At 47.9% G+C, this 12,226-nt stretch carries 14 protein-coding genes; all 14 read left to right on the top strand.

Annotation, left to right across the window (positions count from 1 at the left end; translation table 11 throughout):
• Window positions 1-76: 76 nt before the first annotated feature.
• A complete protein-coding gene (gene rlmD, locus ACTO17_RS09195) occupies window positions 77-1,561 on the top strand; it encodes a 23S rRNA (uracil(1939)-C(5))-methyltransferase RlmD (RefSeq protein ID WP_482557734.1) in 1,485 nt (494 codons plus the stop codon).
• Between the two features lie 331 nt (window positions 1,562-1,892).
• A complete protein-coding gene (locus ACTO17_RS09190; RefSeq protein ID WP_251389462.1) occupies window positions 1,893-2,090 on the top strand; it encodes a hypothetical protein in 198 nt (65 codons plus the stop codon).
• Window positions 2,080-2,415 (top strand): hypothetical protein, encoded by a 336-nt coding sequence (locus ACTO17_RS09185; protein WP_482557733.1) that lies wholly within the window; start codon window positions 2,080-2,082, stop codon window positions 2,413-2,415. The genes ACTO17_RS09190 and ACTO17_RS09185 overlap by 11 nt, the downstream gene beginning before the upstream one ends.
• A 150-nt stretch (window positions 2,416-2,565) precedes the next feature.
• Entirely contained in the window at window positions 2,566-3,393 is an 828-nt protein-coding gene (locus tag ACTO17_RS09180) for a ParA family protein (protein ID WP_482557732.1), read from the top strand.
• Complete coding sequence (locus ACTO17_RS09175; RefSeq protein ID WP_482557731.1) at window positions 3,347-4,282, top strand: ParB/RepB/Spo0J family partition protein; 936 nt, start codon at window positions 3,347-3,349, stop codon at window positions 4,280-4,282. The genes ACTO17_RS09180 and ACTO17_RS09175 overlap by 47 nt, the downstream gene beginning before the upstream one ends.
• Before the next feature lie 208 nt (window positions 4,283-4,490).
• Complete coding sequence (locus tag ACTO17_RS09170) at window positions 4,491-8,639, top strand: SpaA isopeptide-forming pilin-related protein (protein ID WP_482557730.1); 4,149 nt, start codon at window positions 4,491-4,493, stop codon at window positions 8,637-8,639.
• Between the two features lie 195 nt (window positions 8,640-8,834).
• Entirely contained in the window at window positions 8,835-9,140 is a 306-nt protein-coding gene (locus ACTO17_RS09165; RefSeq protein WP_120427974.1) for a hypothetical protein, read from the top strand.
• Window positions 9,141-9,148: 8 nt separating this feature from the next.
• On the top strand, window positions 9,149-9,520 hold the full coding sequence (locus tag ACTO17_RS09160; RefSeq protein ID WP_482557729.1) for a hypothetical protein: 372 nt from the start codon (window positions 9,149-9,151) through the stop codon (window positions 9,518-9,520).
• Window positions 9,510-9,785 carry a hypothetical protein gene (locus ACTO17_RS09155; RefSeq protein WP_482557728.1) on the top strand — a complete coding sequence of 92 codons (276 nt, stop codon included), beginning with the start codon at window positions 9,510-9,512 and terminating at the stop codon, window positions 9,783-9,785. The genes ACTO17_RS09160 and ACTO17_RS09155 overlap by 11 nt, the downstream gene beginning before the upstream one ends.
• Window positions 9,786-9,934: 149 nt before the next feature.
• The gene (locus tag ACTO17_RS09150; protein WP_482557727.1) at window positions 9,935-10,540 is read left to right on the top strand and encodes a hypothetical protein; all 606 of its coding nucleotides are present in this window, start codon (window positions 9,935-9,937) and stop codon (window positions 10,538-10,540) included.
• On the top strand, window positions 10,540-11,235 hold the full coding sequence (locus tag ACTO17_RS09145; protein ID WP_482557726.1) for a hypothetical protein: 696 nt from the start codon (window positions 10,540-10,542) through the stop codon (window positions 11,233-11,235). The genes ACTO17_RS09150 and ACTO17_RS09145 overlap by 1 nt, the downstream gene beginning before the upstream one ends.
• A gap of 12 nt (window positions 11,236-11,247) precedes the next feature.
• A complete protein-coding gene (locus ACTO17_RS09140) occupies window positions 11,248-11,454 on the top strand; it encodes a hypothetical protein (protein WP_016221066.1) in 207 nt (68 codons plus the stop codon).
• A complete protein-coding gene (locus ACTO17_RS09135; RefSeq protein WP_482557725.1) occupies window positions 11,451-11,675 on the top strand; it encodes a hypothetical protein in 225 nt (74 codons plus the stop codon). Before ACTO17_RS09140 ends, ACTO17_RS09135 begins: the two co-directional genes overlap by 4 nt.
• 71 nt (window positions 11,676-11,746) lie before the next feature.
• Window positions 11,747-12,205, top strand: coding sequence for a DUF3435 domain-containing protein (locus ACTO17_RS09130; protein WP_482557724.1), 459 nt, complete (start codon window positions 11,747-11,749; stop codon window positions 12,203-12,205).
• Window positions 12,206-12,226: the final 21 nt, after the last annotated feature.

The raw sequence follows: 12,226 nt of genomic DNA, 5'->3' as shown, positions 1-12,226 counted from the left end.
AAAAGAATTTCGTAATTGGGCAAAGCAGGGGAAACATTTGCAGATTAATTTGGAACAAATACAGTAAGGAATCAGGATGATGAAAGAAAAAAAACAGCGGAACGGGAAACAGGATTTTTCCAGGCAGGAGAATAAAAATTTTTTTCAAAAGGATATGGAGCTGGAACTTCTGATAGAAGATATGGGGACGGAAGGAGAGGGGATTGGGAAAAAAGAAGGCGTGGCATTTTTTGTAAAAGATGCCGTATTGGGCGATCTGGTATGGGTGAAAATCATGAAAATGAAGAAAAATTACGGATATGCCCGTCTCATTCAGGTATTGAAGCCCTCTCCTTACCGGACAGAGCCTCGGTGTCCCATGTACCGCCAGTGCGGCGGCTGCCAGATTCAGGTTTTGGATTATGGAAAACAGTTGGAATTTAAGGAAAATAAGGTAAAGAATAACCTGAAGCGAATTGGCGGTTTCCAATTGGAGGAAGCTGCCTGTGAATCAGGAAAAGGGCTGCCGGTAATACATCCAGTAATGGGGATGGAAGAGCCGTACCACTACAGAAATAAGGCGCAGTTTCCCATCGGAACGGATAAAAATGGAAATATCGTCACTGGATTCTATGCGGCCCGCAGCCATACCATAATTCCCAACCGGAACTGTTTTCTGGGCGTGAAACTCAATGAAGAAATACTAAATCTTGTGATTGAATTTATGGAGGAAAACGAGATTGCCCCATATCAGGAAACCACCGGCACAGGGTTGGTGCGGCATGTGCTGATTCGGTGCGGATTTGCCACAGAAGAGGTGATGGTCTGTCTTGTGATAAATGGAAGAAAACTGCCTTTTGCCGATAAGCTAACAGCAAAACTGCAGAGTATTCCGGGAATGACCAGTATTACCCTGAATGTGAATGAGAAAAATACCAATGTAATTCTGGGGGATGAAATTATTCCGCTCTGGGGGCAGAACTATATTACCGATTACATCGGAAATGTAAAATATCAGATTTCTCCCCTGTCCTTTTATCAGGTCAATCCGGTACAGACGCAGAAATTATATGAAAAAGCCCTGGAATATGCAGAGCTTACCGGCACAGAAACCGTATGGGATCTCTATTGCGGGATCGGGACGATTTCATTGTTTCTGGCCCAAAAGGCGAAGCAGGTGTACGGTGTTGAACTGGTTGCCCCTGCCATTAAAGACGCCAGAAATAACGCCAGGATAAATGGGATTACGAATGTGGAGTTTTTTGTGGGGAAGGCAGAAGAAGTGCTTCCGGAGTTCTATGAAAAAGGAATTTCAGAACATCTGGGAGCCGAAATGCTGCATCCGGATGTAATTGTAGTAGACCCGCCCAGAAAAGGCTGCGATGCCAGGTGCCTGGAAACCATTGTGAAAATGCAGCCGAAGCGTGTGGTCTATGTGAGCTGTGATTCAGCCACACTGGCTCGGGATTTGAAGTATTTGTGCGGGGAAGGATATGAGGTGAGGGAGGTGCAGCCGGTGGATATGTTTCCGCAGACGACACATGTGGAGACTATTGTGTCGATACAAAGGAAAACCTTGTAGAAATCCTTTATTTTAGGCACTTTGCGAAGCATTTCATGTTTACTTCGGAGGGTGAAAAAATCCGAAATAAGCACCTCAAAAACTACTTTGATGTTTCGGTGGTAGTTGATATCGGGTGTGGGAACACAAACGGAAAATAAAGGGTTTCCGCAATCAACGTGTCTATGTAGTGTACACCCTGCTGATAAAATATAGGCAACAGGCTCATAGAAATTGAATGGGATAGGCGTATCATTAGAGATAGTGGTACGCTTATTTTTTCGCTTATTTGCATCTTTGAATATACAGGCATCTGTCTATATAATGAAAATAAAAAAGGACGGTGGCATTTATGAGAGAAAAGAAAAATCATTTGTATGTGGATAGCAATGAGCGAAGCATTTTATTACATAGCCTTGTGGCATTGAAAAATCAACTTATACAACAGGGCAGATATACAGATTGTGTTGATGAACTTATTTTTAAGGTTATCCATGCACCTATAAAAAAGTTAAGGGTAGAAATGGCAGGAGGAAGTGATGTGCGATAAAGAATTTAAAGAACTGGTAAAAATAGCAGTAGAGAAACTGAAAGATGAATCTGTATTGAAACTGTTACAAGCCGATGCAAGTTATCAAAAAGATAGTAATAACGAAGGAGATGCAGAGGATGCTTTTCATCAGCTTGATTTGACGGAGAAGCAGAGGGCAGTTTGCCAACGTCTTATAGATTGCAGGGATAAGCAGGATTTTGAATATGGCACTCATGCGTATATTGCAGGGCTGATGGATGCGTTTCATATTATGGCGGTATTGTTCCCAGAGAAATGGGATACAGAGAGAATAAAAGAAGCCTTATCACGAAAGAGCATATAAGGTGAAGAATAAAACGGAATAGATTTTTACATAGCCGATTGGTGTAGTTTAGCAAACAAAACAGCCAGTCGGCTTTTTTTATTGCCATGAATCCTTTACATAGCCACCTTGACAAAGTGGCTAAATCTATGCGAAAGGAGGACGCACCCTATGTCAAATTGCAAAGTGATTGCTTTAACCAACCAGAAAGGCGGCGTTGGAAAGACCACCACGGCGGTCAATCTGGGCGTAACTCTGGCACAGCAGGGTAAAAAGGTACTGCTCATTGATGCCGATGCACAGGCAAATTTAACCATGTCGCTCGGTTACAGCCGACCAGACGATTTACCCAATACACTCTCAACCATTATGCAGGATATTATTGATGATAAACCCGTCGATGTTTCCAAAAGCATCCTGCACCATGACGAGGGAGTTGACCTGCTCCCATCCAACATTGAACTGTCGGGTTTGGAAGTAAGGCTCATCAATGCCATAAGCCGTGAAAGTGTGCTGAAAACCTGCATCAATGATGTAAAAAAGAATTACGATACTGTCCTTATTGACTGTATGCCGAGCTTGGGTATGCTGACAATCAATGCACTTGCGGCGGCTGACAGCGTGGTTATCCCGACACAGCCGCACTATCTTTCTGCAAAAGGTTTAGAGCTGTTGCTTCGCTCCGTGTCTAAAGTCAAACGGCAAATCAATCCCCATCTGCGGATTGACGGTATCTTAATGACGATGGTAATGCCACGCACAAATATTTCTAAGGAAATCACCGCTACGGTGAAAAGTGCATATGGGCAGAGAATCAAGGTGTTTGATACCCAGATACCCCATTCCATCCGTGCAGTAGAAGCCACCGCAGAGGGAAAAAGCATTTTTGCCTACGACAAAGGCGGCAAGGTAGCCGCTGCTTATGAGCAATTCGGAAAGGAGGTAGCAGAGATTGGCGAGAAACAAAAGAACAGAAATAGAGCTGACCGCATACGATGACCTCTTTGAAACAGACGAGAGCCGAGCAGAAGCGAATCTAAGCAAGATAAGGGAGATACCCATTTCCGAAATTGATGAGTTCCCAGACCACCCATTCAAGGTTTTGATGAATGAGGATATGGAACAGCTTGTGGAAAGTGTCAGTCGGAGCGGCGTAATGACCCCTGCGACGGTTCGGCAGAAAGAGGATGGGCGGTATGAGCTTATCAGCGGTCACAGACGTAAAAAGGCTTGTGAACTTGCAGGACTTGAAACGCTGAAATGTGAAGTTAAGGAGCTGACCCATGATGAAGCGGTTATTGTCATGGTTGAAAGTAATCTCCAACGCTCTGTTATCTTGCCAAGTGAGAAAGCCTTTGCGTATAAGATGCGGTTAGAAGCCATGAAGCGGCAGGGAGAAAGAAGTGATTTGACTTCGTCCCCATTGGGGACAAAGTTACGAAGCGATGCCGAGCTTGCTGAAAAGGTTGGAGAAAGCCGTAATCAAATTCAGAGGTATATTCGTCTTACCGAGCTTGTACCCGAAATCCTGCAAATGGTAGATGAACGCCAGATTGCTTTCCGTCCTGCGGTGGAAATCTCCTATCTTTCCGAGGAACAGCAGTACACGCTTTTAGAAGCGATGGGCTACAACGATGCCACGCCCTCTCTTGCACAGGCTATTAAGATGAAAAAGTTCATGCAGGAGGGAAAACTCACGGACGAGGTTATCCAGTCCATCATGCAGGAGGATAAGCCGAACCAGAAAGAGAAGCCTGCCTTTAAGGACGAGCGGATAACCAAGCTCATACCGAAATCCATCCCAAAAGGGCAGGAAACGGATTTTGTCGTAAAGGCGTTAGAGTTTTATAACCGACACTTGCAGCGGAACAAAGCCCACGAGAGGTAGAACAGGCAAAATGGGGATTTTGGCATGGAACGCCGAGGGAGAAGTCTGCCCTTTGGGGGACAGCAAATTTTTTTGAACTTCTCCCTCTCCACACCTCTCCCCCTAGATACTGCCAGTAACTATCCGAGAAAAGAAATATTAAAGGCTGTCCACATGGACGGCTTTTTTTGACGGCAACTATCAACACGAGAACGAACAGGAGGTAACGATGAAGATTCGTAAATTATTAAGGAGGGCTGCGGCGTTTGCTCTGGCTGCGGTCACGGCATTGTCCGCCGTCCCTGCCACGACAGCGTTTGCAGCAGGCGACATCGGGACGATTAGCTTTACCCACACCTACGACGGTGCAGGGAACGCCATGAGGTATAATTCCAGTGCCAATATTGGCGGTCATACCGCAGGAGGAACGGGTGAATACAAATACCGTATGTATGTGGACGGGGAAACGGCGTTCTGCCTTCAGCCAGGCGTGCCGCTGAAAACGGGGAACACATTGGCAAAGGCTTCTTCCAACGCTTGGAACGCCCTCTCCGCAGAACAGAGGAAGGCGGTGGGGCTTGCACTTTTGTATGGGTATCAGGGCAACAGCGGGAATTTATCTGGGAGCGATGACGAGAAGTGGCTTGCCACCCAGACCCTTGTATGGGAGTTCGTCACGGGATGCCGCAACGCCACAAGCCCGTACAGCCAGACAAGCACGACCGTTTACAGCCTGCACTTTGGCTCTAATTATGCGAACAGCGGGGCAAGGGCGGCTTACGACCAGATTGTGTCGCTGATGACAAGGCACAGCACGATTCCGAGCTTTATGTCGGCAGGGAAGAAAGACGTCACAAAGGAGCTTGCCTATAAGGACGGCAAATACAGCCTTACGCTGACCGACAGCAACGGCGTGTTATCCGAGTATTCCTTTACCAGTTCCGACAGCAATGTGAAAGTGTCAAAGTCTGGGAACAAGCTGACCATCACATCATCAAAGGCGATTGACGGCAAGGCAAGGATTACCGCAGCAAGAAACAACACGCCGACGGTCAGCAGCGGGGCGATGATGATTGCCTACGGCGACCCCAACTTGCAGGACGTCATTACGGGCGTGGAAAACGTAGATACCATGACGGCGTATATCAACGTGGAAACGCCGACAGGCACGGTCGCACTGAAAAAGACTTCCGAGGACGGCGTTATTGCGGGGATTTCTTTTACCATCAAAGGCGACGGTTTCAACAAGACCGTAAAAACAGATAAAGACGGAAACATCACGGTGGAGGGCTTATTCCCTGGCACTTATACTGTCACAGAGCAGTCCATTGACCGCTATGAGCCACAGAAAACCCAGACCGTGACAATCATCGGGGGAAAGACTTCTACGGTCACGTTCAGCAATACCTTGAAGCGTGGCAGTTTGGAGGTTGTGAAAACATCCGAGGATAATCTTGTGGAGGGCGTGAAGTTTCACCTTTACGGAATGTCATTGAGCGGATTGGCTGTTGATGAGTATGCCATAACCGACAAGAACGGGCTGGCAAAGTTTGAGAACGTCCTTATCAGCGGCAGCACGCCATATACCCTTGAGGAAGTGGACACGGCAATCCGCTATGTCGTGCCTGCATCCCAGACCGCCCCGATTGAGTGGAAAAAGGTCACAAACCGCAGCTTCCACAACACTTTAAAGAAGTTCAATGTCACGGTATTAAAGACCGACGTGGAAACGGGAAAGAAGCCGCAGGGCGACGCCACCCTTGCAGGTGCGGTTTACGGCATCTATAAGGGGGAGGAACTGGTTGACACTTACACCACCGATGAAAACGGGCAGTTCACAACGAAATATTATATCTGCGGTAACGATTGGAGCGTCCGTGAGATTACCCCGTCCGAGGGCTATCTTCTGGACACGACCGTACACCATGTAGGGGCAGAGCCAGAGCTTTACACCGTGGAATACAATTCTGCCAAGAATGACGTAAACGAGCAGGTCATCAAAGGCAATATCGCCATCATCAAGCATACCGACAACGGCGAAACTCAGATTGAAACGCCAGAGGAGGGGGCTGTCTTTGAGGTATATTTGAAATCCGCAGGCAGCTTTGATGCAGCAGAGGAAACCGAGCGTGACACGCTTATCTGCGATGAGAACGGCTTTGCACAGACAAAGGATATGCCATACGGCATCTATACGGTTCACCAGACCTCTGGATGGGACGGGCGTGAGCTGATGAAAGACTTTGATGTGTTTATCTGCAAAGACAGCCAGACCTACCGTTACCTTATCAACAACGCCAACTTTGAGAGCTATATCAAGATTGTGAAAAAGGATATAGAAACAGGCAGGGTTATCCCGTATGCAGGTGCAGGATTCCAGATTTACGACCCAGAGGGAAACCTTGTGACGATGACGTTCACTTATCCCGAAGTGACGAAGATTGACACGTTCTACACTACCGCAGATGGAGAGCTTATCACGCCGCAGACCTTAGAATACGGCAAGGGATATTCTCTTGTTGAGGTGCAAGCTCCGTATGGTTACGTTCTGGATTCCGAGCCAGTCTATTTTGATGTGGAGCAGGAAAATTCCGAAGAAGAAAGCGGCATCACCATTGTCAAGGTGGAACGCTCCAATATGGCACAGAAAGGAAAAATCACGGTAGGAAAATCTGGGGAGATATTCAGCAGGGTATCAGGAAACAAGGGGCTGTACCAGCCGATTTTTGCCGTGGATAATTTGGAGGGTGCGGTCTATGAGATTACCGCAGCCGAGGACATTATTACGACGGATGGAACGGTCAGAGCCGAGAAAGGCGAGGTTGTAGATACACTCACTACGGGCGAGGACGGCACAGCGGAAAGCAGGGAACTTTATCTCGGAAAGTACGAGGTAAGGGAAGTGACCGCCCCACATGGCATGGTGTTAAGTGAGGAAGTCCACGCCGTGGAGCTTGTGTACGCAGGACAGGAAATCGAAGTGACGGAAGCAGGCACGGAGTTTTACAATGAGCGTCAGCGTGTGGAAATCGACGTAATCAAGAGCCTTGAAGTGGACGAAGCATACGGCGTGGGCAATAACGGCGAAATCAAAGACGTTACGTTCGGTCTGTATGCCGCCGAGGAACTGACCGCCGCAGACGGCACAACAATTCCTGCGGACGGATTGATAGAAGTCATCTTCCTTGATGAAAACGGTCATGGTAAGGCTATCAGTGATTTACCAATGGGCAGCTACTATGTGCAGGAAATATCAACAAACGCCGCTTACCTTATGAGCGACGAGAAATATCCTGTTGACTTCGAGTACGCAGGGCAGGAAACCGCCGTTGTGCATATCACAGCCAACGAGGGAGAAGCCATTGAAAACGAACTGATTTACGGCTCTGTCAGCGGTAAGAAATCCAATGAGGACGGCGAGGATTTAGGCGGTGCGTTCATCGGCATCTTTCAGACAGGGACAACAGAATATACAAAGGAAAATGCAATCGCAACTGCCACATCCGAGGATGACGGCAGTTTTTCTTTTGAGGAAGTACCGTATGGCACATGGGTTATCCGTGAAATTGAAAGCCCGAAAGGATATGTACTCTCCGAGGAAGAAATCAGCGTGACAATCAGCGAGGTTGATGAAGTTGTAGAGATTGAGCTTGTCAATTACTTCATCACGGGCAATATCACTCTGACTAAAGTAGACAAGGACTACCCAGAAAACAAGCTGACAGGTGCGGTATTTGAGGTTTACTCGGATACAAACGAAGATGGAAAACTGAATAAGAAAGATAAGCTGCTCGGCGAGATGGGCGAGGTGGAAAAAGGCGTGTACCAGATGGACGACCTGCGTTACGGTAAGTACCTTGTCCGTGAGAAAACCGCCCCGACAGGCTTTGTTCTGGACGAGAATGTCTATCCCGTATCCATTGAGGAAAACGGCAAGACCTATAACGTAGAGAACGAAGCGGGCAAAGGATTCTTAAATGAAGCACAGAAAGGAAGCCTTAAAATCGTCAAGACATCTTCTGATGGCAAGGTGGAGGGCTTCTCTTTCCGTGTCATCGGCAAAGATTACGACCAGACATTCAAGACGGACAAAAACGGCGAAATCGCCATTGACGGCTTGCGTATCGGCGAATACACCGTGTCCGAGGTCAGCGATAAGGCATCTTCTGGATATATCCTGCCCGCCGACCAAAAAGTGACCATCAAGACAGACGAAACGGCGACCGTCACCATGCACAACGAACTCCGTAACACGCCGAAAACAGGCGATGACTTTAACCTCGGTTTGTGGGTAAGCCTTGCGTCGGCATTTACAATCGGTGCGGGAATCTTCGGATTTGTCGGTTATAAGAGCGGAAGAAAGAAAAAGGAGGATTAAACAGGATGAGAGAAAAAACCATTATTGCCATTGTGCTTGTGGCATTTATCGGCGGTGCGGCTGCGTGGCTTCATTTCCGCAGGAAGAAATAAATTAGGAGGTTTTTGATATGGGATTGGGGCGGTTCAGAATGACCGCCCTCTTTCCATTTATAGAGGGTGTTTGTGCGAAGAAACACACAGAACGGAGGAATTTATGGACAGTCTGAAAACCATTGAGGGCAAAGTCAGAGCCGTCCTGCAAGAGAATGAGGACGCTAGAAATGACGACATGGTGCTGTACCTTGCCCTCTGCAACCTTTATCTGAAAGATGCGGGAGCTATGCCGCTTGCCCGAATACTTTTGAACCATAAGGAGCTAGGCTTGCCGAGCTTTGAGAGCGTGGGCAGGACACGCCGCAAATTGCAGGAGAAATGCCCAGAACTTTTAGGGAGTGTGCGGATGCAGAAAATCAGAGCCAAAGGCGAAAAGGCATACCGCAGATATGCGAAAGAATCGTGAGGTGAAAGATGCAGGATAAGTCTTTTGAATACGGAGGGCATCATTTTATCCCAGAGCGGCAGTTCACAAAGCGGGAAGATGATTTTTTCAAGATTACACGCAGGCTTCGGAGTGATACGGAGTTAGGATTTTTTGCCGCTGACTATTACGGCAGGGGAAGCCAGAAATTCCCTTATTCTTACGATGATTTTTATGCTGCATCCACGGATAAGAAATGCGATATTTTCCGCTGCGTGGAGAACGGCAGGCTGTACGTCCCCTGCCAGTATGAATTGCAGCAATATATGGACGGGAAACAAAAAGAGATACCACAAGGGCATACCACGATGCCCAGAGAGCGTGGGCAGAAAAAGGAAAGGAGGAACGCCTATGAACGGTGAAACACGCTCCAATCAGGGCTACGAAATCATAGAGAGCTGCACTATCGGGAACACGGAGCTTGTCATCGGGCATCACCCGAAAGCCCCGAACCCTTATGTATGCTGGTACTGTAAGGGCGGCGACAACTATTACTGGGGCTGCTACTGCAATACCCTTGAAGCCGCAAGAGAGAAGCTGAACGAACGCTACCAGTCAGAGTGCCAGATGCCGTACAATCAACAGTCCGATAAAAAGGCGAAGCAGCACGATGGGCGTGAGCGGTAGCATGGGTAGCAATGAAAGTCATAAGAAATATGACTGCACGACCTGTCCTTATCCCCGATATAAGGACAGCCGTGTTATCTTCTGCGATGTCTGCATCCGAAAGGTTTTAGACTGGCAGAGGGAGAAAAAGCAGGGAAAGGAGAAGCCCGATGGAGAATGAAGAAAAACGGATGATTAGCTCTTATGAGGTCATACAGAGCATCCACATCGGAAAAAAGGAAGTGGTGTTCGGCATAGATGAAAAAGAGGAATATCCTTTTTTAGTCTGCAACTGCACTTATGATAACCCGCTGTCCGCAGGATGGGTGACGGATGCGGTCGGCTCTGACGACTATCTGGAAGCCATGCAGATTTTTACCGACAGGGTGCAGGAGCAGATAGGGCTTGTGCGGGCAGAGCAGGAACAGTTTAAGTTTGACATGACCCCGTTTACCATAGACGACTGTATCCCAGACAATAAAAATGACAGCATTGTGGGAAAGGTCGTTGTCATCAATGCCGAGGTCAATCGCTATGAGTACAGGCATTCCGCCTATCAGCTTGTGTTGGTGGACGGCGGACACGGTGCAAGGGGCGGCAGGGGGCAGGCGGTGTTTGGGACTTCCCTTGCAGACGGCAAGCACGCCCGATGGGAAAGGTACGATGTGCTTGGGGAAATTAAGCCAGAAAAAATGCCCGATTGGGCAAAAGAAGCCCTCACAAAAATCAAGGAACAGGAAAAAGCGAAAAAATCAAAGAGCAGGGAGGAACGCTGATGGAGATACGGGCTTTGACGCAGCCAGAACAGAAATACACCTACGACCAGAGTATGCAGCTTGAGGGGCAGACAGGGTGCATCGGTCATCTCCGAGGTGATTTTGCCCCTTCTGGATATGGCTTTTATACTTCTTGGACGGATACGAGGGAGCAATGGAAAACTGATGAATTTAAGTCGGAGTTTGATGATGTAATCAATGATTTGCGTGAGGATAAGGGACTTTTGCATAACCGCTATGATATGGGTGCATATGTAAAAAAATTCCCCGAAAGTGCGTTCAAAGGGAATTACTGTACCGAGTACGGATTCCGTGTGGATACGGAGAAACACGCTTTTCTGCTCCGCTGCAACCCGACAAAGGGCGATTATAACTTTTACTGTTACTGCTATGTAAAAGAATGGCTTGATAAGCATATGGCAAAAGCAGAACAGGGAATCCGTTTTATTGACCCACATTATAAAGAGAAGTTCCGCATCCCAGACGGCGGGAAAATCACCATCACTTATGATTGGGGAGAAAAGGCGGAAAAGAGCTGCCGTTTCATTGACGAGTACCATACCGAGGTGGGCAGCAGCCTTTACCACATCTGCGAGTTTGCCGAGCGTATGGAGAGGAACGGACACACCTATGAGCCGAAGCCAGAAGATGTGCAGGCGGCGAAAGCCCCGAAAAAGAAAGAGTATGAGCGATAGGAGGGATATGGAATGGCTGTAAACCAGAAAGCGGTTAAGGTTTTGAATAAGATTTTTGAAGCAGGCTTTACCGAGGAAAAGGCGATTGCCGCCATGACGATGGACGACATCCTCTCCATGCAGGGAATCACGGTTGCGGACATTACGCTCATCAATGAGCTGCAAAAGAGCATCAAAGGGAACAAGGTCATTTCTTTTCTGGGAGGCGGCACGGAATGAGCGGAGGACGGAAAATCTGCATGACGGACAGCGTAGGAAAGGCACTTTTCTCTGTTCCCGATGGCGGTATCATCCGTATGCTTTACGGGAACGGGGAGGATTATTTTGCCGTCTGCCGTTATCTGGACGAAACCCATGCAGAGATTGACGGCGTAAAGTATGCCGTTCAGGAGTTTGCAGGGAGGATGGAACGAAACAAAATCAGCTATGCCCCTGCCTAAAGGTGGGGCATGGGTAACAGGAGGATTGATATTTTTATGGAACAGATTGTTTTATCGGGCGGTGATAGGGATTGAGTACAGAGCTTATCAACCGCATCACGGTAAAGAAAGACGGTGTTTACTTGTCCTCTCACAGCTCCAACGATACCTCGCCGTATCATTCATGGAGGTGCAAGAGCTTGTCGGAAATCTATGCTGTCGAGGGACAGAAAGGGCTTGATCGTGAGGTTATCCGTATGCTCTACGAGTATGCTGAGCTGCGTGGCTCACATAGAAGCCGTGAACGCTACCGATACGCAAAGGATACACCCGCCGCCCGTGCCGTCTATCAGAAATATATGGATAAGATAGACGACCGCTATGGGCAGATGGATGAAGCTGACCAGAAAAGCGTCTGGTACAAGCCCACGGAAAAGGCAAAGGAATACCGAGCCTATAAGCGTGAGATGCGGGAAAAGATGTATTCCGAAATCGCTGAACGGTGCGGGGAATACGACAGGAAGCAGAAAAACAAAGATTTGGAACGATAAGGAGGTGTGAGCCTATGGCTG

The sequence above is a fragment of the Petralouisia sp. genome (assembly GCF_056822245.1).
The sequence above is the reverse complement of the archived record's forward strand: the minus strand, read 5'-3'. Positions and strand labels throughout refer to the sequence as shown.

Bases quoted from the DNA above. Each gene is read 5' to 3' on its own strand.
- rlmD (WP_482557734.1), top strand. From the start codon at position 77: ATGATGAAAGAAAAAAAACAGCGGAACGGGAAACAGGATTTTTCCAGG.
- ACTO17_RS09190 (WP_251389462.1), top strand. From the start codon at position 1,893: ATGAGAGAAAAGAAAAATCATTTGTATGTGGATAGCAATGAGCGAAGC.
- ACTO17_RS09185 (WP_482557733.1), top strand. From the start codon at position 2,080: ATGTGCGATAAAGAATTTAAAGAACTGGTAAAAATAGCAGTAGAGAAA.
- ACTO17_RS09180 (WP_482557732.1), top strand. From the start codon at position 2,566: ATGTCAAATTGCAAAGTGATTGCTTTAACCAACCAGAAAGGCGGCGTT.
- ACTO17_RS09170 (WP_482557730.1), top strand. From the start codon at position 4,491: ATGAAGATTCGTAAATTATTAAGGAGGGCTGCGGCGTTTGCTCTGGCT.
- ACTO17_RS09165 (WP_120427974.1), top strand. From the start codon at position 8,835: ATGGACAGTCTGAAAACCATTGAGGGCAAAGTCAGAGCCGTCCTGCAA.
- ACTO17_RS09160 (WP_482557729.1), top strand. From the start codon at position 9,149: ATGCAGGATAAGTCTTTTGAATACGGAGGGCATCATTTTATCCCAGAG.
- ACTO17_RS09155 (WP_482557728.1), top strand. From the start codon at position 9,510: ATGAACGGTGAAACACGCTCCAATCAGGGCTACGAAATCATAGAGAGC.
- ACTO17_RS09150 (WP_482557727.1), top strand. From the start codon at position 9,935: ATGGAGAATGAAGAAAAACGGATGATTAGCTCTTATGAGGTCATACAG.
- ACTO17_RS09145 (WP_482557726.1), top strand. From the start codon at position 10,540: ATGGAGATACGGGCTTTGACGCAGCCAGAACAGAAATACACCTACGAC.
- ACTO17_RS09140 (WP_016221066.1), top strand. From the start codon at position 11,248: ATGGCTGTAAACCAGAAAGCGGTTAAGGTTTTGAATAAGATTTTTGAA.
- ACTO17_RS09135 (WP_482557725.1), top strand. From the start codon at position 11,451: ATGAGCGGAGGACGGAAAATCTGCATGACGGACAGCGTAGGAAAGGCA.